Raw genomic sequence first — 19,112 nt, forward strand, 5'->3', positions numbered from 1 at the left:
GCCCCTTTCATTCATCGCGCAGGCGCAGCCCGGTCTTCTTCAGGATGCGGGTCGAATAGAGGATATCGTGGCCCCGGCAAGTGTCACCAAGGATGGCGGACACTTCGCCGCGCTTGGCCTCGACTTCCTCGCGGCTGCTGCCGTGTAGCATGGCGAACAGGTTGTAGGGCCAGTCTGGCAGGGCGCGGGGGCGCTGGTAGCAATGAGTGACGAAAGGCAACGCCCCGATCCGGGCGCCGAGTTCGCTGATGCGGTCGTCGGCCACGTCCCAGACGCTCATCCCGTTGGCGGTCATGCCCAGCGCATAATGGTTCGGGGCGACAGCGATGCGGCGGATGATGCCCCGGTCCTGCATCGCGGACAGGAGGGCGATCACCTCGGTCTCGGTCAGCCCCACGGCTTCCGCGACCGCGGCGTAAGGCTCGGCCACCAGCGGCAGCCCGGCTTGCGTCGCCCGGATGAGTTGGCGGTCGATGGCGTCGAGCGGGGTCATGCCTGCACCCGGAAGCCGATGAAATATTCTTCCAGCTTGGGAAACAGCATCACCTTCAGCCCCGTCTCGTCCTCGATCGCCTGCGCCGTCCGCTCGATCCCCTTGGGCACATCGGTCGCCAGCACGAACCACATGTTCAGCGCGTGGGTGCGCTCATAGTTATGCGCGACCTCGGGATGCGCATTGACCTTGGTCAGGACCTCGTCGAAGCGGTCGGCGGGCACGGCCATCGCGCAAAGGCAGAAGGCCCCGCCCATCGCGGCCGCGTCGAAGAAGGGACCGAATCGGGTGATCGCGCCCAGGTCCCGCAGCCGGGTCAGGCGGGCGATCAGATTTTCGCCGGTGATGCCAAGTGCCGCGCCCGCGTCGTCATAGGGGCGGGGGGTCAGGGGAAAGCCGTCCTGCAGGGCGTTCAGGATGGTGCGGTCGGTCGGGTCCAGCGCCTCGGGCGGCAGGACGGTGCGGGAGGGTCGGGTCATGCGGCCTCGATCAATGCGCCGCGCTGCTTGAAGCAGCGGGTCGAGAACAGGATCTTGTGGGGCAACCCGGCCAGTTCCGGCAGGGCGCGGGCGCGGTCCAGCACCTCCATCGCTTCCTCGCGCGAGCGGGCATGGATCATGCAGAACAGCGGCCAGTCCCAGACACCCGGCACAAGCCGGCGCTGGTAGCAGAGCGTCACCCCCGGCACCTGCGACAGCGCCCGGCCTGCGGCTTCGATGGCACCTTCGGGCAGTTGCCAGACCACCATCGCATTCGCCGCCCAGCCCAGCGCCCGGTGGCGCACGATCACGCCAACTCGGGTCAGGATGCGAGCCTCGGCCAACGCCTTGATGCGGACGATGACCTCGGGCTCGTCGCGACCCAGCCGTTCGGCCAGCACGGCGAAGGGGATGGGGACGAGGTCCAGCCCATCGGACAGCGCCTGCATCAGCGGGCGGTCGTCCTCGCGCAGCACGTCCATGTCGGGGGCGCGGTCCAGCCCCAGCGGCTGGCGCGGGCCGCGCAGGCGGAAGCCGAGATCGATGTTGAAGGGCCGCACCAGCGGCAGCGACAGGACCGGCAGGCCGGAGGCCGTCTCGATCCGGGCCAGCGAGGCGGCAAGCTCAGGTTCCGAGGGCGCGGTGGCGACGAACCACAGGTTCCAACGGTCCTCGCGCAGGTAGGAGTGGTTCACGCCCGGCTCGGCGCTGACCACCGCCGCGACCTCCTCGATGCGGTCCTCGGGGATCGCCAGCGCCGCCAGCGTCGAGGCGCCCGCCGTGTTCGGCCGGCAGGTCGCGCCCACGCGGCTGATCCGGCCGCAGTCCTGCAGCCGTTGCAGCCGGTTCAGCACGTCCGTCTCGGTCGTCCCCAAAGCATCGGCCATTGCCGCAAAGGGTCGGGGGACCAGGGGAAGATCGCGCTGAAACTCGTCCAGCAGTCGGGTGTCGAGGCAGTCGGGCGAAAGTTCCGTCATAGCCCGGTCCTGTGGGCGCGGGCAGTGAAGAAGATGCCGGAAGGGGCCTGCGCCTCGATCTCGCCCAGCTTCTCGTAGGTGCGGGCGTCGTGGATCACGACCTTGTTGTCGTCGCGGGCGGAGAGCCAAACCTCTCGCCCGCGCGGCGTGAACTCCATGTGCAGGATGCCGTTTCCGGGTTCCAGCGTCTCTTTCACCTCATGGGTCATGCTGTCGATCACCTGCACGGTGCCGTTGTCGGGCATGGCGAAGTTCACCCACAGTTCGCGCCCGTCGGGGCGGGCGGTGACGAAGATCGGCTGGCCCGCGACAGCGGTGCGGCCGGTTTCCTCGCCGCTTTCGGCATCGGCCCAGAGCACCTGGTGCAGCCCCACGGCGGGCAGGGCATAGGTGGACCCTGCAAGCGTCCAGCCCTGCAGATGCGGCATCTTGTAGACGGGCAGGTCGGGCTCGTTCTTGCCGTAATCGGGCAGGATGCGGCGCGGCTGGGGCGGGTCGGCCCACAGGTCGATGGTGGTCAGGCCCTTTTCCCCGAACAGCCCCACGATGTAGGTCCGCCCGTCCGAGGTCATCAGCGCGTCATAGGGGTTCGCGCCCACGCCCTCGATCCGGGTGATCTGCGGGTTCGCTGGGTCGGCGGAGTGATCCAGCACCCAGACCTCGCCCGTGTCCCACGTCGCCACGACGAAACGCGAACCCGGCGCATCGGCCAGTCCGACCGTCTTCGACTCCATCGGGATGTCTGCGACTTGCTCCAGCGTGTCGGCGTCGAAGACCTTGACCCCGCCGGGTTCATAGTTCGACACCGCGACCAGCCTGCCGTCGTCCGAGATCGCGCCGCCGATCGCGTTGCCGCCCTGCACGACGCGGTTTTCCAGCCTGCAGGTCAGGATATCCACCTTGGACAGTCCGCCGTCGCGGCCGAAGACATAGGCGAAACGTTCGTCGGGCGAGAAGGTCAGCGAGGCGTGCGAGAGATCCCCCAGCCCCTCGACCCGGCACAGGGCAGCCCGGTCGGACTGGTCCACGACAAGGACCGATCCCGTCGCCCGCTCGATCACCACGCCAAGGTCGCCCGTTCCGCGCGGTTCGTCAGAGGGACCAGCGAGGGCGGCGGACTCTGCGGCACCTTGAGCATTGGCTGCCATGGGCAGGGCCAGCGCGAGGGCGGCGAGGCAGGCGCGGATCATTCGGTCTTCTCCTTCATCAGGTAGTCGGCGATCCACAGCGCCTCGGCCTCGGTGATGAGGGGACGCCAGGGCGGCATCGCCGTTCCGGGGACGCCGTCGAGGATGATCGCGGCCAGTCCCTCGGGGTCGTGGTCCGCCAGGTCGGCGGGAGTGATGGGCTTGCCCAACCCTCCCTTCAGCGTCAGGCCGTGGCAAGAGCCGCAGTCCTGGATCACCATATGTTCAAGTTCGGCCTGCCGCGGGGGCGCGATCTCGGTTGCCGCCACCGCCGCTGAGGCCACCGCCGCGATGACCGCGCCGATCAGCCATGCGTCAGCCATTCCCCACCACACGCAGATGCGTGCCGCGAAGCTCGCGCGGCAGGGGCAGGGCGGCGGTGTCGTAAAGGCCGGCGACGCGACCGATCATGAACAGGACCGGCGCCTCCATCGGCGCGCGCGCAAGGTCGGCGCCGATCTGGGTCAGGTTGGACCGCATCCGCGCCTCGCGCGGCGTCGTGGCATGAGCCACGGCCAGTACCGGCAGGTCCACGGGCATTCCCGCGGCGATCAGCCGGGCGGCGATTTCCGCCATGTTCGCCGCGCCCATGTAGACGACCAGCGTGGTTTCGGGATCGGCGAGGCTTTCCCAGTCAAGCTCCAGCACCTCGTCGCGGGCGCGGTGACCGGTGACATAGCGCACACCGGTGGCCAGCCCGCGATGGGTCAGCGGCACCCCGGTCGAAGAGGCCGCGCCCTGGGCGGCGGTGATGCCGGGGACATAGGAATAGGCAACGCCTGCGGCGGCCAGCTCCTCGGCCTCTTCCGACCCCCGGCCGAAGATCAGGGGATCGCCGCCCTTCAGGCGCAGGACGGTGTGGCCCTCGCGCGCAAGGCGGACCAGAAGCTCGTTGATCTGGTCCTGCGGGACGGAATGGAAGCCAGCGGACTTGCCCACGGAAATGCGGCGGGCGGAAGGGGGAAGCAGCGCCATGATCTCGGGGCTGACGAGGCGGTCGTGGACCACGACCTCGGCCGATTGCAGCAGGCGCATCGCGCGGACCGTCAGCAGTTCGGGATCGCCCGGCCCTGCGCCGATGAGATAAACCTTGCCCGCCATATGCGTTTTCCCTTGCGGCTTTGTGCTGGGGAGAGGTGGGGCGCGCAGGTTGCACCGCGCGCCCCCTTTGCAGGTCAGACGATCAGTAGACGTCGTTCTGCGTGTTGTAGACGTTGAACTTGCCGGTCGGCGTGACCAGACGCTCGTCCTTGATGACGTGCTTCAGTTCCAGCGTCTTGTCGTCGATCACGACGATGGCCGATTCCTGGTCCTTGCCGTTCCAGACCGAGAACCAGATTTCGGTGCCTTCCTTGTTGAACTCGCCCTGCACCACGCGGGGCTGGCCTTCGGTGATCTCGGCCATTTCCGCGATGTTGAGGGTGATGATCTCGGGGTCGGACCCGTCGCCCGGCATCTGGGTGATGTCGAAGACCGCGACCGAGCCCGAGATCGCCGCATCCGGGTTCAGCGTCGCATCCACATAGAGATACTTCGAGTTCGGATGCGTCTTGACGAAGAGCGAGCCGCCGCCCAGCGCCGGAAAGCTGTCCACGATCTTCCACGCCTCGTCGGCACGGCCTTCCGGGTCGGTCCCGATCAGCGCCACCGATTCGTCGCCCAGGTGCGAGGTCGCCCAGACCGGCCCGTAGGTCGGATGGACAAAGTTCGCGCCGCGGCCCGGATGCGGGGTCTCGCCGCCGGTTTCGGTGATCGCCGCCAGCTTGCCTTCCTTGGTGTCGATGACCACCAGCTTGCCGCGGGCGTTCGCCGCCGTGATGAAGTAGCGCTTGGAGGCGTCAAGGCCGCCGTCATGCAGGAAGCGCTCGGTCTCGATCTCGGTGATCTTCAGGTTTTTCAGATCGGTGTAGTCCACCAGCTGGATCTTGCCGGTTTCCTTGATGTTGACCAGGAACTCGGGCCGGTAGTGCGAGGACAGGATCGCGGCCACCCGGGGTTCCGGGTGGTAGGTCTGCTCGTCATAGATGTTGCCGCGGGTCGAGACGATCTTCAGCGGTTCCAGCGTGGCGCCATCCATGATGACATACTGGGGCGGCCAGTAACCGCCGGCGATGGCATACTTGTCCTCCCAGCCCTCCATCTTCGACGTCTCGACGGAACGCGCCTCCATCCCGATCTTGATGGTGGCGACGATCGAGGGATCTTCCATCCACAGGTCGATCATGTCGACCTTGGCGTCGCGGCCGATCACCAGAAGGTAGCGGCCCGAGGCCGACAGCCGGCTGATGTGGACGGCGTAGCCGGTGTCGATGACCTTGCGGATCTCGTAGGACGAGCCGTCGATCAGGGCGATCTGGCCCGCGTCGCGCAGCGTGACCGAGAACAGGTTCTCGATGTCCCAGTCGTTCTGCTTCTCGGTCGGGCGCTGTTCCGGCGGGACGATGACCTGCCAGGTGTTGCGCATCTCGGGCATGCCCCATTCGGGCGGCGCCGCCGGGTCCAGCAGCAGGTAGTTCGCCATCAGCGTCACCTGCTCGGCCGACAGCTCGCCCGAGGTGCCCCAGTTCGGCATCCCGGCCGGAGAGCCGTATTCGATGAAGCTGTGCAGGTAGTCGAAGCCCAGCTCGCGCGTCAGGTCGGGCGTCAGCGCCTTGCCGGTCGCGCCGTTGCGCAGCACGCCGTGGCAGCCCGCGCAGCGTTCGAAGTAGATGGTGTTGGCCTCGTCGAACTGGGCCTGGGTCAGCGTCGGGATGCCCTCGGGGGCGCCGGGAACGGGAAGCTGTTCCTGCGCCAGCGTGGTCAGGGCCGGTTCATACTGATCCTGGGGCTTCGAGGTATGGTCGACGACCTCGGATTCCAGCACCTTCTGTTCCTCGGTCGGCAACTGGGCACCTTCCGAGCGCGGCAGTTCCTCGACGGTGGTGTCCGGGCCGGCGATGGGGCCGGTGACGGAGTTCAGTTCGGCGGCGGCCTCGGTGCCTGCCGCATCGCGGGCCGTTCCGCTGTCTGCCGCGGTCGCGGCCGGCGCGGCTGCGTCATTGGCGGGGGCTGTGGCTTCGGCCGGTGCGGCGGTCGCGGGGTCGGCGGTCTGGGCCGCCGCGATTCCCGCGCCGAAAACCAGGGCCAGTGCCGCAGACGCCAGAAGCGACGTCCTGGCCGTATGCGCTGGGAACTTCATGAAAATTCTCCGTTCTGCTGGTGAGGCACGGGTGACGTTAGAGACAGAGCATCACAAGTCTTTGACTTCGGTTAAGGTCGGCGCAATGAAACTGCGCGAATGTGGCGCCTGGCGGCCCGGCGCGACGCTTTGCCGCGACCGCCAGGCTAGCAAGGGCCGGACGGGATTGTCGATGATTTTGCCCAATTGCATGACCCGGATGATTTCTCTGGCCGCGGCCCTGCTGCTGGGCGCCCTGTGCGTCCTGGCGCCTGACCCTGCGCCGGCGCAGGACGCGGGATACGGGCGGGCCGCGCAGGCCGAGGCGGTTGCCCCGGCGGAACCCACGCCCGCACTGGCCGCTACCCTGTTTCAGATACCCCCCGGCACGGCGCCCCGGCTGACCCGGCAGGAAACGCCGGTTCCCGCCTGGCTGGTCGAAGCAGAGGAGGGGACCCTGGGCCTGATCGGCTCGACATGGGAGCTTGCGGGCTCGACCGGCTATTCGGGCCGGCCGCTGGACGTGCTGGTGGCGGTCGCGCCGGACGGCCGCATCGCGGGCGCCGAACTGATGCGCCACGCGGAGCCCGTGCTGACGCTGGGCATCTCGGACGCCGACATCGCGGCCTATGTGGGCAGCTTTCGCGACCTTGACATGCGCGCCCCCGCCGATGCCGGACAGGAGATGCCGGACGTGATCTCGCGCGCCACCGTCACCACGGGGGTGATCCGCGACGGGCTGCTGCGCAGCGCCCGCATCCTTGCCGGCGCGCAGGACGATGGCGGGGTCATCGACCGCGTGAGCTACACGCCGCTGGACTGGCAGGGGATCGTGGACACGGGTGCGCTGGGCCATGCCTACGTCAGCATGGCCGACGCCGCGCAGGCCTTCGCCAGCGCCCGCCAGCCGCTGACCCCCTCGGACGGGCCGTTTCTCGACCTCTGGTCCGGCATCATCGACCCGCCCACGGTCGGGCGGAACCTGCTTGGCCAGCAGCGCTTCAACGAGGCCGCGGCCGCCGCGCCGCCGGGCGAGGCGCTGCTGGCGGTCTTCTCGCGCGGGGTCAGTGGACATCGCGGCACCGGCTGGCGCCGGGCGGGCAACTTCGAGCGGATCGCCGTCACCCAAGGGGCGGTCAGCCTGACCCCGAGCGCCGACGCCTATGCCCAGATCAACCGCATCGCCGCCGAGGGCGTCCCTCGGTTCACCGAACGCAGCCTGTTCCGCATCAACGCCGACCCGGAACAGGGCGGCATCGACCTGACGCAGCCCTTCACCGTCACCGTGACCAACACCCGCCCGGCGGCGGAGGGCGGCACCCTGAGCCTGCCCGTCTCGGTCGAGGTGTCGGTGCCGCAGGCCTTCCGTGCTGCCCCGCCCGCGCCGGAACTGCCGCTGTGGCAGCAGTTCTGGATCCAGAAGCAGCCGCAGATCGCCGTTGTCGGCGCGATGCTGGGGGTGCTGGGGCTGGTCCTTTTCGCGCAGGAATGGCTGGTCCGCCGCGCGGGCCTGTGGCGGCAGGTGCGGCTGGCCTATCTGTCCCTCACGCTGGTGGTGCTGGGCTGGTGGCTTGGCGCGCAGCTTTCCGTCGTGCAGGTGGTGGCCTTCCTGCACGCGTTGCTGTCGGGTTTCCGGTGGGAGACCTTCCTTGTCGCGCCGCTGATCTTCGTGCTGTGGTCCGCCGTCGCGCTGGGGATGCTGTTCTGGGGCCGCGGCGTCTTCTGCGGCTGGCTGTGTCCCTTCGGGGCGCTGCAGGAACTGACGAACGCCGCCGCCCAGAAGCTGGGGGTCAGGCAGGTCGCCGTGCCGCAGGCGCTGCACGAACGGCTCTGGGTCATCAAGTATTCGCTGTTCGTGGCGATCGTGGCGCTGTCCTTCTATTCGATGGAGCAGGCGCTGATCCTGGCCGAGGTCGAGCCCTTCAAGACCGCGATCTCGATGCGCTTCATGCGGCCCTGGCCCTTCGTCGCCTTCGCCGTGGCGCTGCTGGCGGCGGGGCTGTTCATCGAGCGTTTCTTCTGCCGCTATCTCTGCCCGCTCGGCGCGGGGCTGGCGATCCCGGCCAAGCTGAAGATCTTCGACTGGCTCAAGCGCCGGCCCCAGTGCGGGCGCGAGTGCCGGCTGTGCGAGACCAAATGCCCGGTCGGCGCCATCGACCCCTTGGGACGCATCAACGCCAATGAATGCGTGATGTGCCTGCGCTGCCAGACCATCATGAACGACGAGGCGACCTGCCCCGTCCTCAAGCGCCGCTCGCGCGGGCCGGGAGGCTTTACCGCGCCCCCGATCCCGACCGCGCCCGCGTCGCCCGCCGTTCCCCCACCGCTTGAACCGACGCAGGTGCCCGCAGGCGCCCACGCAGGCGCGGCCTCGCCGGCGCAGCCGCCGGCCTTCCGGTCCCAGAAGGTGACTCCATGACCATGACTGCCTCTCACGCTTCGCCCGCGCCCCTTCCCGTCATCTTCCGCGACGGCTGGCGCGTCTTCTTCATGGCCGCAGGGCTTTACGCCCTGGCCGCGATCGCCGTCTGGCTGTGCTGGACCGCCGGCCTGACGGACCTGCCCTTCGGCCCCGGACCCGTCGCCTGGCACGCGCATGAGATGATCTTCGGCTTCGCCACCGCCGCGCTGGGCGGGTTCTTCCTGACCGCCGTGCCGAACTGGACCGGAGGGACTGGGCCTTCGGACCGCTTCGTGGCGCTGGTCGCCGGGCTGTGGTTGGCGGGCCGGGTCGCTGTCTGGTTCTCGGGAGCGCTGCCCGCGGGCGTGGTGGCGCTGGTCGATCTCGCCTTCATCCCGGTGCTGGGCGCGCGGATGGTGGCGATGCTGATGCAGAAGCCCAAGCCGCAGAACCTGATGTTCATCGTCCTGCTGACGCTGGTCTGGGTTTCCAACCTTCTGGTGCATCTGGACTGGATGGGCTGGACGGCGACCGAGGGGCAGGGGATGCGCGGTGGCCTGCTGACGGTTTCGGCCATGATCGCGATTCTCGGCGGCCGCGTGACCCCGGCCTTCACCCGCAACGCCCTGCTGCGCGCTGACCCTGCCGTCGCCCCGCCGGTATCGCGCAAGTGGTTCGACGTGGCCGGGATCGCGCTGGCGATCCTGACCGCCGTTCTGGCGCTGGTCGCCGCGCCTGCCGTGCTGACAGGCCTCGCCGCGCTTGGGGCGGGGGTGGCCGCCGCGCTGCGCCTGTCGGGATGGCGGACGCGGGCCACGCTGGGCGAGCCGATCCTCTGGGCGCTGCATGCGGGCTACGGGATGCTGGCGCTAGGCCTTATCGTCTGGGGACTGGCATTGCTGGGCCTCGGAACCGAGGTCGCGGGGCTGCATATCCTCGGCATCGGCGCTATCGGCGGCATGACGCTGGCAGTGATGAGCCGGGCGAGCATCGGCCATTCCGGTCGCCCTCTGCGCGCCCCCGCGACCATCGCGCTTGGCTATGCGCTGATGCCGGTGGCGGCGGGCCTGCGCTGGGCGGCCTCGACCTGGCCGGGGGCGTTCCACGACCTCGGGACTTTGGGCGCGGGGCTGCTGTGGATCATCGCATTCGCGTTCTTCCTGGTGGCGCTGTGGCCGATCTGGACCACCTCGCGCCCCGCAAAGGGGGCCGTGTGATGACGCTGCCGCGCCGCCGCTTTCTTGCCATGTCGGCCTGCGCGATCGCGCTGCCTGCCGCAGCGCAGGCCCGGCATCGCTGGCAGGGGGTGGCGCTGGGCGCGGATGTCGCGCTGACGGTCGAGGGTGGCGATGCCGCCGCCGCCCGCGCCTTCTTCGCGGAAGCCGAGCGCAGCCTGCGGGCCATCGAACGGCAGTTCTCGCTGTTCGCCGGGTCCGAGCTGGTGCGGATGAACGCGCTGGGGCGGCTGGGCCACCCTTCGGACGACATGCTGGCCCTGCTGGATCTGGCAGGCCGCGTGCATGAGGCGACGGGAGGGGTCTTCGATCCGACCGTGCAGCCCTTGTGGCAGGCGCGACGGCTGGGGCAGGACGAGGATGCGGGCATGGCGCTTGTCGGCTGGCGGGACCTGCAGGTTGCGCCCGGTGAAATCCGGCTGACCCGGCCCGGCATGGCGCTGACGCTGAACGGGATCGCCCAAGGGTTCGCCGCCGACAGGCTGGCCGAGGTCGCCGCCCGCCACCACCTGACCGATGTGCTGATCGACGCGGGCGAGGTCCGCGGCCTTGGCCCGCGCGACTGGCGCGCCCGTATCGAGACGCCCGATGGCCGCGTGGTGCGCGAGCTTGCCCTGCGGGGCCGGGCGCTGGCAACCTCGGCGGCGATGGGCACGCGAATCGGCCCCGATGGCGACCGGCCGCATATCATGGGACCGGGGGGCGAGGGGCCGCGCTGGGCAGTCGCCTCGGTCAGCGCGGACAGTGCGGCGCTGGCGGATGCGCTGTCCACCGCCGCGATCCTGATGGATCGCCCGGCGATCGACCGTGCGCTCGGGGCTTTCCCTAATGCACGGATCGAGGCGCTGGTGGCCCTTTAGCCTCAGCCGAGGAACAGAAGGATCACGGGGCGTTGACTTTGGGCAAGGCCCCGTCCCTCATGATCGCTATCCGTATGATTGTGTAAACTGCTCGAAGGGACCGCCGCCATGAGCGACGTTATGACCAAGAGCATGGCCCGTAACGTCTTCTATGGCGGGTCATTGTTCTTCATCGCGATATTCGGCGCGATGTCCGTCCACAGCCATATCTATGTCCTCAATGTCTCGACAGACCGGACTGCCCTGACCGAAAGCGTTGCTGCCGGAAAGCACGTCTGGGAAAACAAGGGCTGCGTGAACTGCCATTCGCTGCTGGGCGAGGGCGCCTATTTCGCCCCCGAGTTGGGCAACGTGATGCGCCGCTGGGGGGTGCAGGACGACCCCGACGCGGCGGCGGAAACCCTGACCGCCTGGATGGAGGCGATGCCGACGGGAATCGAGGGACGGCGGCAGATGCCGAACTTCAACCTCACCGACGAGGAGCATCGCGCGCTTTCCGACTTCCTGCGGTTCGTGGGGTCGGTGAACACCCAGAACTGGCCGCCGAACGACGCCGGCTGAGCCGAGAGGGACCACCATGAGATACGCAACTCAGAAAATCGCCTACGCCTATTTCGGTGTGGCCATGGCGCTCTTCGCGCTGCAGGTCACCTTCGGGCTGATGATGGGCTACGTTTACGTCAACCCGAACTGGCTGGCCGAGATCCTGCCCTTCAACATCATCCGCATGCTGCACACCAACGCGCTGATCGTGTGGCTGCTGCTGGGCTTCTTTGGCTCGGCCTATTACCTGCTTCCCGAGGAAGCCGAGCGCGACATCCATTCGCCCGCCATCGCCTGGCTGCAACTGGTCATCATGGTGGTGGGCACGCTGGGCGCGGTCCTGACCTATATCTTCAACTGGTTTTCGGGCAACTACTTCCTGGGCACCCAGGGGCGCGAGTTCCTGGAACAGCCCACCTGGGTCAAGGTCGGCATCACCGTCGCCGCGCTGCTGTTTCTGTACAACATCACCATGACGGTGCTGCAGGGCCGCAAGACCGCCATTTCCAACGTCCTGCTGCTGGGCCTCTGGGGGCTGGCGCTGTTGTGGCTGTTCGCCTTCTACAACCCCCACAACATCGTGCTGGACAAGATGTACTGGTGGTATGTCGTCCATCTGTGGGTCGAAGGCGTCTGGGAACTGATCATGGCCGCGATCCTGGCCTTCCTGATGCTGAAGCTGACGGGGGTGGACCGCGAGGTGGTCGAGAAGTGGCTGTATGTCATCGTCGCGACCGCGCTCTTCTCGGGCATCCTCGGGACCGGGCACCATTACTACTGGATCGGCCTGCCGGCCTACTGGCAGTGGGTCGGGTCCATCTTCTCGTCCTTCGAGATCGTGCCCTTCTTCGCGATGATGGCCTTTGCCTTCGTGATGGTCTGGAAGGGGCGGCGCGACCACCCGAACAAGGCGGCCCTGCTGTGGTCGCTGGGCTGCACGGTGCTGGCCTTCTTCGGCGCCGGCGTCTGGGGCTTCCTGCATACGCTGCACGGGGTGAACTACTACACCCACGGCACCCAGATCACGGCGGCGCACGGGCACCTGGCCTTCTACGGCGCCTATGTCTGCCTGGTGCTGGCGATCGTGACCTATGCCATGCCGATCATGCGCAACCGCGATCCTTATAACCAGGTGCTGAACATGGCGTCCTTCTGGCTGATGTCGGGCGGGATGCTGTTCATGACCTTCACCCTGACCTTTGCGGGCACGGTGCAGACGCACCTGCAGCGGGTCAACGGCGAGGCCTACATGGACGTGCAGGACCAGTTGGGCATCTTCTACTGGATGCGCTTCGGCTCGGGCATCGCCGTGGTGCTGGGGGCGCTGCTGTTCATCTACTCGATCGCCGTCGTGCGGCGCGAGGTGGTGACGCCCGGTCCGGTGCAGGCCCACAAGGACGCTCATCTCGAGCCTGCGGAGTGAGCGCGATGAACGCACATGCTGACATGAAGGGGGCGGACGCCCCCTTCTACCTGCCCCAGAAGGACGAGATCTCGGTCTTCGAGGCAGCCGCGAAGAATGACCTGCCGGTGTTGCTGAAAGGGCCGACCGGCTGCGGCAAGACCCGCTTCGTTTCGCACATGGCGGCGCGGCTGGGCCGACCCCTTTACACCGTCGCCTGCCACGACGACCTGTCGGCGGCCGACCTGATCGGGCGCTACCTGCTGAAAGGGGGCGAGACGGTCTGGGTGGACGGGCCGCTGACCCGCGCAGTGCGCGAGGGGGCGATCTGCTATCTCGACGAAGTGGTCGAGGCCCGCAAGGACGTGACGGTCGTGCTGCACCCCCTGACTGACGACCGCCGCATCCTTCCCATCGACCGCACGGGCGAGGAGCTTGAGGCCGCCCCCGGTTTCATGCTGGTCGCCTCCTACAACCCCGGCTACCAGAACATCCTGAAGACGCTGAAGCCATCCACCCGCCAGCGCTTCGTGGCGATGGAGTTCGATTTCCCGCCCGCGGCCCAGGAAACCGCCATCGTCGTGCAGGAAAGCGGTCTTGACGAGCGCCGCGTGGCCCTGCTGGTGCGGCTTGCGGGCAAGCTGCGGGCGCTGAAGGGGCAGGACCTGGAAGAGGGCGTATCCACCCGGCTGGTCGTCTATGCGGCGACGCTGATCGCCGGGGGCATGGACCTGAACCGGGCGATCTCGGTCGCGATGATCGAGCCGCTGACGGATGACGCCGACATCAAGCGCGGCCTCGCCGATCTGGTGGTGGCGGTTCTAGGTTGAGACGCAGATCCGGGGGCCAGCCCCCGGACCCCCGGGATATTTGGACAAAGAAGAAAGGCACTATCATGGCCGCGCGTGTGGACTGGCGCGAGATCGAGCCGTGGGAGCCGGAGGAAAGCATCGGCAAGCTCTGGCACGGCTGGGCCAGCGGGTTCGATTCGGTGCCGGTGCACGAGGATGCGCGGGTGCATCTGTCCGAGGTCGCGGGCCGGCTTGCGGTGCTGTTCCGGGGCCTCGGCGGCGATCACTCGATCGAGATGCGGCCTGCGGGCGATCGCGTCAGCCGCCATCGGCTGAGTTGGCTGCGCCGTCTGGGGACCGAGGCCGAGGCCCTGCCTGTGCCCGAGTTCGACGGCGGCATCCTGCGCCTGCCCGCGACGCTGGCGCTGCTGCCCACGCCCGAGGCGAACGGGGCGCTGTATCTGTGGCTCGCCGCCCATGCCGCGCATCTGGTCGCGCCGGTCGAGACGGGCGACGACCCGCTGCGCCGCGATCTGGCGCGGCTGGCGGCAGCGCGGGGGACCGTGGAACGGGTGGCCGAGGCCGCCCCGGGGCTGATGGGGCTTTACGACGAGTTGCGGGGGCTGATCCTTGCGGGACGGCCGCGTGGAAACCTGCCCCCCGAAGAAGCGGCGGTCGAGGATGTGGCCCGGCATCTGCTGGGCGACGATGCGCCGCTGTCCTCCCGCGCCGCCGAAATGCTGGCGGCGCTGGACGGCGACCTGTCGGGCTTCACCGCGCCCCGCCGCTATCAGCCGATGCGGCCGCTGCCCCTGTGGGTGGTGTCCGAGGCGGGCGCGGCCTCGTCCCCCGACCGGGTCGAGACGCGCGAGGCCGACGGCGAGGCCGTGGAAACCGGCGAGCATCAGGAACGCACCATCCGCGCCCGCCGCAGGCAGGCCGACGCGGCCGACCGCAAGGACAGCCTCATCATCAACAAGTTCGAGGCGATCCTGAGTTGGGCCGAGTTCCTGAACCTCAACCGCCGGGTCGATGACGATGACGACGACAGCGCCCGCAAGGCGCTGGACGACCAGGAGGAACTTGGCCTCGGCCAGATCAGCAAGGCTCCTGCCACGCGGCTGAAGTTGCATCTCGACCTTGCCCCCGAGGACGTGGACCGCGAGGCGCTGTCGGGCGTCTTCACATACCCTGAATGGGACGCAAAGGCGGGCCGCTACATGCCCGCCCATGCCCGCGTGCTGGACAGCGAGGGCAAGCCGAACGAAGCCGGGGCCGCGGCCTTCGACGACGCCGCGCGCCGCCGCATCCGCGCCGTCCGCCGCCAGTTCGAGGCGATGCGCCCCGGCCGCGTCATCACCACCGGCCACCGCGATGGCGAGGAACTGGATCTTGACCTCACCGTGCGGTCGCGCGTGGGGATCACCGTTTCGGGCGAAGGCTCGGACCGGATCTGGAAACAGTCGCGGCCGCAGAACCGCGACCTTGCCGTGTCGATCCTGCTGGACATCTCGCGGTCGACCGAAAGCGCCGTCACCGGCCGCGCCGTCATCGACATCGAGCGCGAGGCGCTGGCGGCCCTGACCTGGGGGCTGGATGCCACCGGCGACCAGGTGGGGGTGCAGGCCTTCTGCTCGCTGAAACGCGACCGGGTCTTCGTCACGACCTGCAAGCGCTTCGACGAACCCATGTCCTCGCTGGTCGAAGCGCGCATCGCGGCGCTGCGTCCGGCCTTCTACACCCGTCTGGGCGCGGGCATCCGCCATGCCAGCGCCACGCTGGGGGGGCAAGGGCGCCGTCGCCGGCTGCTGCTGGTCATCACCGACGGCAAGCCCAACGACCTTGACCATTACGAGGGCCGCCACGGCATCGAGGACAGCGCCATGGCCGTTCGCGAGGCGCGCCGCGCGGGCCATTCGGTCTTCGGCATCACCGTGGACCGCGACGGCAAGTCCTGGTTCCCGCGCATCTTCGGGCAGGGCGGGCACGCGCTGATCCCGCATCCCGACAAGCTGCCCGAGGCGCTGCCGCATATCTACCGCCAGCTTGTCGGCGCATGACCGAGGCTGTCCATGCCCGCACCGGCCTGCCCGGCGAGCTGATCATGTGGGTGCTGATCATCAGCGAACTCGCGATCTTCGGCGCCGCGCTGCTGATCTTCCTTGTGCTGCGGCTGGGCGATCCCCAGGGCTTTGCCGCCGCGCAGGACCAGTTGCACCGGCTGTCGGCGGGGGTGAACACGATGGTCCTCGTGACCTCAGGCCTTGCGGCGGCCTTGGCGACCCGCGCCGCCGAGGCCGGGCGGCAAGCGCCTGCGCGGCGCTGGCTGGCCGCGGCGATCCTGCTGGGCGGGCTGTTCCTTGTCCTCAAGGGAATCGAATACGCCGATGCCGCCCAGCGCGGGATCGGGCTGGAAACCCATGTCTTCTTCACCTTCTACTGGCTGCTCACGCTGTTTCACGCCGCCCATGTGGTGGCCGGCATGGTCCTGCTGGGGATCGTCGCCATCCATGCCCGCGCGCCCGCGGTCGAGGCCGCGGGCCAGTTCTGGCACATGGTCGATCTGGTGTGGGTGATGCTGTTTCCCGTGATCTACCTGCTGTGATGCGCGGGCTTTCCGATCCCCTTCTCCGGGCCTGGCTGGCGCTGATCGCCCTGTCGGGGATTGCGACCGCCCTGGCGCTGCTGCGCCCGGATGCGCCGCCATGGGCCGGGACCGCCGCGGGGGCGGTGATCCTGGGGCTTGCCTGGCTGAAGGCGCGGGTGATCCTTGACCGCTATCTCGATCTTGCGGGCTACCCTGCGGCGCGCAGGGGGTTCGGCGCGGGGCTGGGGTTCTTCGCCCTCGCGGCGCTGGTGCTTCATGCGCTGGCGTGACGCCTCAGCGCAGCCAGGACTTGGCCGGGTCTTCCGAGACCAGCTCGCGCAGCCGCTCGACATCCTCGATATGGGCGACGGCGGCCTCGATCCGCACGCCGTGCTGGCGCAGCTTGGCAAAGGCACGCGACAGCGTTTCGGGCTTCATCCCCAGCCGGCCCGCGATCAGCGCCTTGTTGTAGGGCAGCGCCACCGAACAGTCCCCCTCCTCGCAGCCGTTCGAAAGCGTCAGCAGGAACTCGGCCACCCGCTGCACGCCGGACCGCGCCTTCAGTTCCTCGATCTGGGTGACGAGATGCTGCAGGTGGACGAAGACCGCGGCCAGCATCGAGGTGGCCAGCACCGGATCGGTCTGCAGCAGGTGGCGCATCCGCACCCCGTCCAGCCGCAGAAGCCGGGCGGGGGTGATCGCCTCGGCCGAGGCCGGATAGGGCTGGCCCCGCAGCGCCGCCGCCTCGCCGAAGCTGCGGCCCCGGGTCATGACGCTGACCACCGCCTCGGCCCCGCTGGCGGCGATCCGGTAAAGCTTGATCCATCCGTCCAGCACGATGAACAGCGCATTCGGCGGCTCGTCCTGCAGGAAGATGGTCTGGCCGGTCTCGAAGACCTGAACCTGCGTGCCCTCCAGCAGCGTGGCCTGCAGCGGCGCGGGAAGATTGGCCAGCAAGGCCGACTTGCTGGCGACCTGTAGGTCGGCGGGCGTCATGATGTCCTCGATCACGGGATGGCGGGCGCGGGGCGACGACCATAACGGGGCGTCGGCTGCGCGGCAACGGCTGGCGTGGACGGAAGGCACCCTTGCGGATGCCCCCCGGGATCAGGCGGCCCCGACGGTCAGACCCCGCTGGACGGCGGGGCGGGCCAGGAAGCGGTCCATCCAGGCGGTGACATTGGCAAAGCCGGAAAGCTGCACCAGGTCCTGCGCCTCGTAGTTGACGGTCAGCGTCCGCACCCAGGGGCCGGTGGCGATGTCGGCGATGGAATAGTCGCCGGTGATCCAGTCGCGCCCGTCAAGCTGGCGGTCGAGCACGCCCAGAAGCCGCCGCGTTTCGTTCACATAGCGGTCGCGCGGGCGCTTGTCCTCGATCTCGGACCCCTTATAGCGGTGGAAGAAGCCCAGTTGCCCGAACATCGGACCGATGCCGCCCATCTGGAACATCACCCACTGGATCGCGTGATACCGCGCGGCGCCGTCGCGCGGCAGGAACCGCCCGGTCTTGTCGCCGAGATAGATCAGGATCGCGCCGGATTCCCACAGGCCCATGGGCTTGCCGTCCGGCCCGTTCGGGTCGATCAGGGCGGGGATCTTGTTGTTGGGGTTCAGCGACAGGAACTCGGGCGTCAACTGATCCTCGGGGTCGCCGATGCTGATGCGGTGGGTGTCGTAGTCAAGGCCGCATTCCTCCAGCATGACCGAGGCCTTGATGCCGTTGGGGGTGTTCAGCGTGTAAAGCTGGATCACGTCCGGGCGTTTCGGCGCCCAGCGGCTGGTGATCGGAAAGCCACTCAGGTCGAACATTCGGCTGCTCCTTGGTGAAACATTTGTTTGCGATCCGCAGGCATGGCAAGCTGACACAAGCCACAGTCGAGGGCGGAAGGACAGGTCATGATCAAGGAGTTTCGCGATTTCATCGCAAAGGGCAATGTCATGGACATGGCCGTCGGCATCATCATCGGCGCGGCCTTCACGGCCATCGTCGCCTCGATGGTGGGCGACCTGCTGCAGCCGGTGCTGGGGCTGGCGACCGGCGGCACGGATTTTTCCAACTGGTTCCTGGCCATGGACGGGGAAGACTATCCCACCCTGCGGGCCGCGCGCGACGCGGGCGCGCCGGTCTTCGCCTATGGCAGCTTCGTCACGGCAGTGATCAACTTCCTCATCATCGCCTTCGTGGTCTTCCTGCTGGTCAAGGGCGTGAACCGGATCAAGGAGTCCGCCGTCCGCAAGCAGGTGGCCGAGGCATCCGCCGCCGGTCCCTCGACCGAGGCGCTGCTGGCCGAGATCCGCGACCTGCTGGCCCAGCGCCCCACGGCCGAGCATCCGGGGGCCGAGCGCTAGTCGTTTTCATCTGGCCTGCGCCGTCCGCCCCGCTAGGCTCGGGGATGCCCCGAACCGCAGCGAGCCTTGAAAGATGAGTTCCGACCTCGACCCGACCGACCGCCGCATCCTGTCGGTTCTGCAGCGCGAGGGCCGCATCTCGAACGCTGATCTCGCGGCGCGGATCAACCTGTCGGCCAGCGCCTGCCATCGCCGTGTCCAGCGGCTGGAGGAGGCGGGCTTCATCGCAGGCTACGTGGCCCTTCTAGACCCGCGCCGGCTGGGCCGCACCACCACCGTCTTCGTGGAAATCACCCTGTCCGGCCAGGCCGATGAGTTGCTGGACGCCTTCGAGAAGGCCGTCCGCGCCATCCCCGACGTGCTGGAATGCCACCTGATGGCGGGCACGGCGGATTACCTGCTGAAGGTGATGGCCGCCGATACCGACGACTTTGCCCGCATCCACCGCCAGCACTTGGCCCGCCTGCCGGGGGTGGCGCAGATGCATTCGTCGTTTGCGCTGCGGGTGGTGCTGCAGACGACGGCGCTGCCGGTGTAGGAGGCAGGCTGCCTGCGGGAATGCTGCCGTCTCACTCCCGTCACCGAAACCGATGGGGGTCAGGACCTGCCAGTTTTTCGTTCTTCGGGCGCCTGGATGCTTCATGCTGCCCG

At 68.4% G+C, this 19,112-nt stretch carries 20 protein-coding genes; 11 read left to right on the plus strand and 9 right to left on the minus strand.

What is annotated here, in order from left to right:
• Nucleotides 1-7 precede the first annotated feature (7 nt).
• The 7 genes from H5395_RS07805 to H5395_RS07835 form a co-directional block, all read right to left on the minus strand.
• Nucleotides 8-493, minus strand: coding sequence for an AsnC family transcriptional regulator (locus H5395_RS07805; RefSeq protein WP_182792014.1), 486 nt, complete (start codon nt 491-493; stop codon nt 8-10).
• A complete protein-coding gene (locus tag H5395_RS07810; protein WP_182792015.1) occupies nt 490-972 on the minus strand; it encodes an Lrp/AsnC family transcriptional regulator in 483 nt (160 codons plus the stop codon). Before H5395_RS07810 ends, H5395_RS07805 begins: the two co-directional genes overlap by 4 nt.
• Nucleotides 969-1,949: an AsnC family transcriptional regulator gene (locus H5395_RS07815; RefSeq protein ID WP_182792016.1), complete on the minus strand. Its 981-nt coding sequence runs from the start codon at nt 1,947-1,949 to the stop codon at nt 969-971. Before H5395_RS07815 ends, H5395_RS07810 begins: the two co-directional genes overlap by 4 nt.
• Nucleotides 1,946-3,139, minus strand: coding sequence for a cytochrome D1 domain-containing protein (locus H5395_RS07820; RefSeq protein WP_182792017.1), 1,194 nt, complete (start codon nt 3,137-3,139; stop codon nt 1,946-1,948). Before H5395_RS07820 ends, H5395_RS07815 begins: the two co-directional genes overlap by 4 nt.
• Nucleotides 3,136-3,459 (minus strand): cytochrome c, encoded by a 324-nt coding sequence (locus tag H5395_RS07825; RefSeq protein WP_182792018.1) that lies wholly within the window; start codon nt 3,457-3,459, stop codon nt 3,136-3,138. The genes H5395_RS07820 and H5395_RS07825 overlap by 4 nt, the downstream gene beginning before the upstream one ends.
• Nucleotides 3,452-4,237: a uroporphyrinogen-III C-methyltransferase gene (gene cobA / locus H5395_RS07830; RefSeq protein ID WP_182792019.1), complete on the minus strand. Its 786-nt coding sequence runs from the start codon at nt 4,235-4,237 to the stop codon at nt 3,452-3,454. Before cobA ends, H5395_RS07825 begins: the two co-directional genes overlap by 8 nt.
• An 82-nt stretch (nt 4,238-4,319) precedes the next feature.
• The gene (locus tag H5395_RS07835; RefSeq protein WP_304612830.1) at nt 4,320-6,314 is read right to left on the minus strand and encodes a nitrite reductase; all 1,995 of its coding nucleotides are present in this window, start codon (nt 6,312-6,314) and stop codon (nt 4,320-4,322) included.
• 199 nt (nt 6,315-6,513) lie between these two features.
• Here H5395_RS07835 and H5395_RS07840 point away from each other — a divergent pair, with 199 nt between their 5' ends.
• From H5395_RS07840 to H5395_RS07880, 9 genes are all read left to right on the plus strand, one after another.
• Nucleotides 6,514-8,712: a NosR/NirI family protein gene (locus tag H5395_RS07840; RefSeq protein WP_182792020.1), complete on the plus strand. Its 2,199-nt coding sequence runs from the start codon at nt 6,514-6,516 to the stop codon at nt 8,710-8,712.
• The gene (locus H5395_RS07845) at nt 8,709-9,911 is read left to right on the plus strand and encodes an NnrS family protein (RefSeq protein WP_234450735.1); all 1,203 of its coding nucleotides are present in this window, start codon (nt 8,709-8,711) and stop codon (nt 9,909-9,911) included. Before H5395_RS07840 ends, H5395_RS07845 begins: the two co-directional genes overlap by 4 nt.
• Entirely contained in the window at nt 9,911-10,789 is an 879-nt protein-coding gene (locus H5395_RS07850; RefSeq protein ID WP_182792021.1) for an FAD:protein FMN transferase, read from the plus strand. Before H5395_RS07845 ends, H5395_RS07850 begins: the two co-directional genes overlap by 1 nt.
• A gap of 108 nt (nt 10,790-10,897) precedes the next feature.
• On the plus strand, nt 10,898-11,350 hold the full coding sequence (locus tag H5395_RS07855; protein WP_182792022.1) for a cytochrome c: 453 nt from the start codon (nt 10,898-10,900) through the stop codon (nt 11,348-11,350).
• Between the two features lie 16 nt (nt 11,351-11,366).
• Entirely contained in the window at nt 11,367-12,755 is a 1,389-nt protein-coding gene (locus H5395_RS07860) for a cbb3-type cytochrome c oxidase subunit I (protein ID WP_182792023.1), read from the plus strand.
• A 5-nt stretch (nt 12,756-12,760) separates the two neighbouring features.
• Nucleotides 12,761-13,564 carry a CbbQ/NirQ/NorQ/GpvN family protein gene (locus H5395_RS07865; protein ID WP_182792024.1) on the plus strand — a complete coding sequence of 268 codons (804 nt, stop codon included), beginning with the start codon at nt 12,761-12,763 and terminating at the stop codon, nt 13,562-13,564.
• A 65-nt stretch (nt 13,565-13,629) separates the two neighbouring features.
• Nucleotides 13,630-15,585, plus strand: a complete 1,956-nt coding sequence (locus H5395_RS07870; RefSeq protein ID WP_182792025.1) for a nitric oxide reductase activation protein NorD — start codon at nt 13,630-13,632, stop codon at nt 15,583-15,585.
• Nucleotides 15,582-16,130, plus strand: coding sequence for a cytochrome c oxidase subunit 3 (locus H5395_RS07875; RefSeq protein WP_234450734.1), 549 nt, complete (start codon nt 15,582-15,584; stop codon nt 16,128-16,130). The genes H5395_RS07870 and H5395_RS07875 overlap by 4 nt, the downstream gene beginning before the upstream one ends.
• Entirely contained in the window at nt 16,130-16,402 is a 273-nt protein-coding gene (locus tag H5395_RS07880; RefSeq protein ID WP_182792026.1) for a cytochrome C oxidase subunit IV family protein, read from the plus strand. Before H5395_RS07875 ends, H5395_RS07880 begins: the two co-directional genes overlap by 1 nt.
• Nucleotides 16,403-16,406: 4 nt before the next feature.
• Here H5395_RS07880 and H5395_RS07885 read toward each other — a convergent pair whose 3' ends face one another.
• Both H5395_RS07885 and H5395_RS07890 read right to left on the minus strand, forming a co-directional pair.
• Entirely contained in the window at nt 16,407-17,108 is a 702-nt protein-coding gene (locus H5395_RS07885) for a Crp/Fnr family transcriptional regulator (protein WP_182792027.1), read from the minus strand.
• 111 nt (nt 17,109-17,219) lie between these two features.
• Nucleotides 17,220-17,921, minus strand: a complete 702-nt coding sequence (locus H5395_RS07890; RefSeq protein WP_182792028.1) for a glutathione S-transferase N-terminal domain-containing protein — start codon at nt 17,919-17,921, stop codon at nt 17,220-17,222.
• Between the two features lie 87 nt (nt 17,922-18,008).
• Here H5395_RS07890 and mscL point away from each other — a divergent pair, with 87 nt between their 5' ends.
• Together mscL and H5395_RS07900 are read left to right on the plus strand one after the other, a co-directional pair.
• Nucleotides 18,009-18,461, plus strand: coding sequence for a large conductance mechanosensitive channel protein MscL (gene mscL, locus H5395_RS07895; protein WP_182792029.1), 453 nt, complete (start codon nt 18,009-18,011; stop codon nt 18,459-18,461).
• 73 nt (nt 18,462-18,534) lie between these two features.
• Nucleotides 18,535-18,999 (plus strand): Lrp/AsnC family transcriptional regulator, encoded by a 465-nt coding sequence (locus tag H5395_RS07900; RefSeq protein WP_182792030.1) that lies wholly within the window; start codon nt 18,535-18,537, stop codon nt 18,997-18,999.
• Nucleotides 19,000-19,112 lie beyond the last annotated feature (113 nt).

The sequence above is a fragment of the Paracoccus sp. MC1854 genome, from assembly GCF_014164635.1.
Taxonomy (GTDB): Bacteria; Pseudomonadota; Alphaproteobacteria; order Rhodobacterales; family Rhodobacteraceae; genus Paracoccus.

Coding starts and splice junctions, on each gene's coding strand:
- H5395_RS07865 (WP_182792024.1), top strand. CDS start 12,761: ATGAACGCACATGCTGACATGAAGGGGGCGGACGCCCCCTTCTACCTG.
- H5395_RS07890 (WP_182792028.1), bottom strand. CDS start 17,921: ATGTTCGACCTGAGTGGCTTTCCGATCACCAGCCGCTGGGCGCCGAAA.
- H5395_RS07875 (WP_234450734.1), top strand. CDS start 15,582: ATGACCGAGGCTGTCCATGCCCGCACCGGCCTGCCCGGCGAGCTGATC.
- H5395_RS07825 (WP_182792018.1), bottom strand. CDS start 3,459: ATGGCTGACGCATGGCTGATCGGCGCGGTCATCGCGGCGGTGGCCTCA.
- H5395_RS07805 (WP_182792014.1), bottom strand. CDS start 493: ATGACCCCGCTCGACGCCATCGACCGCCAACTCATCCGGGCGACGCAA.
- H5395_RS07820 (WP_182792017.1), bottom strand. CDS start 3,139: ATGATCCGCGCCTGCCTCGCCGCCCTCGCGCTGGCCCTGCCCATGGCA.
- H5395_RS07885 (WP_182792027.1), bottom strand. CDS start 17,108: ATGACGCCCGCCGACCTACAGGTCGCCAGCAAGTCGGCCTTGCTGGCC.
- H5395_RS07815 (WP_182792016.1), bottom strand. CDS start 1,949: ATGACGGAACTTTCGCCCGACTGCCTCGACACCCGACTGCTGGACGAG.
- H5395_RS07900 (WP_182792030.1), top strand. CDS start 18,535: ATGAGTTCCGACCTCGACCCGACCGACCGCCGCATCCTGTCGGTTCTG.
- H5395_RS07870 (WP_182792025.1), top strand. CDS start 13,630: ATGGCCGCGCGTGTGGACTGGCGCGAGATCGAGCCGTGGGAGCCGGAG.
- H5395_RS07880 (WP_182792026.1), top strand. CDS start 16,130: ATGCGCGGGCTTTCCGATCCCCTTCTCCGGGCCTGGCTGGCGCTGATC.
- cobA (WP_182792019.1), bottom strand. CDS start 4,237: ATGGCGGGCAAGGTTTATCTCATCGGCGCAGGGCCGGGCGATCCCGAA.
- H5395_RS07810 (WP_182792015.1), bottom strand. CDS start 972: ATGACCCGACCCTCCCGCACCGTCCTGCCGCCCGAGGCGCTGGACCCG.
- H5395_RS07845 (WP_234450735.1), top strand. CDS start 8,709: ATGACCATGACTGCCTCTCACGCTTCGCCCGCGCCCCTTCCCGTCATC.
- H5395_RS07840 (WP_182792020.1), top strand. CDS start 6,514: ATGATTTCTCTGGCCGCGGCCCTGCTGCTGGGCGCCCTGTGCGTCCTG.
- mscL (WP_182792029.1), top strand. CDS start 18,009: ATGATCAAGGAGTTTCGCGATTTCATCGCAAAGGGCAATGTCATGGAC.
- H5395_RS07855 (WP_182792022.1), top strand. CDS start 10,898: ATGAGCGACGTTATGACCAAGAGCATGGCCCGTAACGTCTTCTATGGC.
- H5395_RS07850 (WP_182792021.1), top strand. CDS start 9,911: ATGACGCTGCCGCGCCGCCGCTTTCTTGCCATGTCGGCCTGCGCGATC.
- H5395_RS07835 (WP_304612830.1), bottom strand. CDS start 6,314: ATGAAGTTCCCAGCGCATACGGCCAGGACGTCGCTTCTGGCGTCTGCG.
- H5395_RS07860 (WP_182792023.1), top strand. CDS start 11,367: ATGAGATACGCAACTCAGAAAATCGCCTACGCCTATTTCGGTGTGGCC.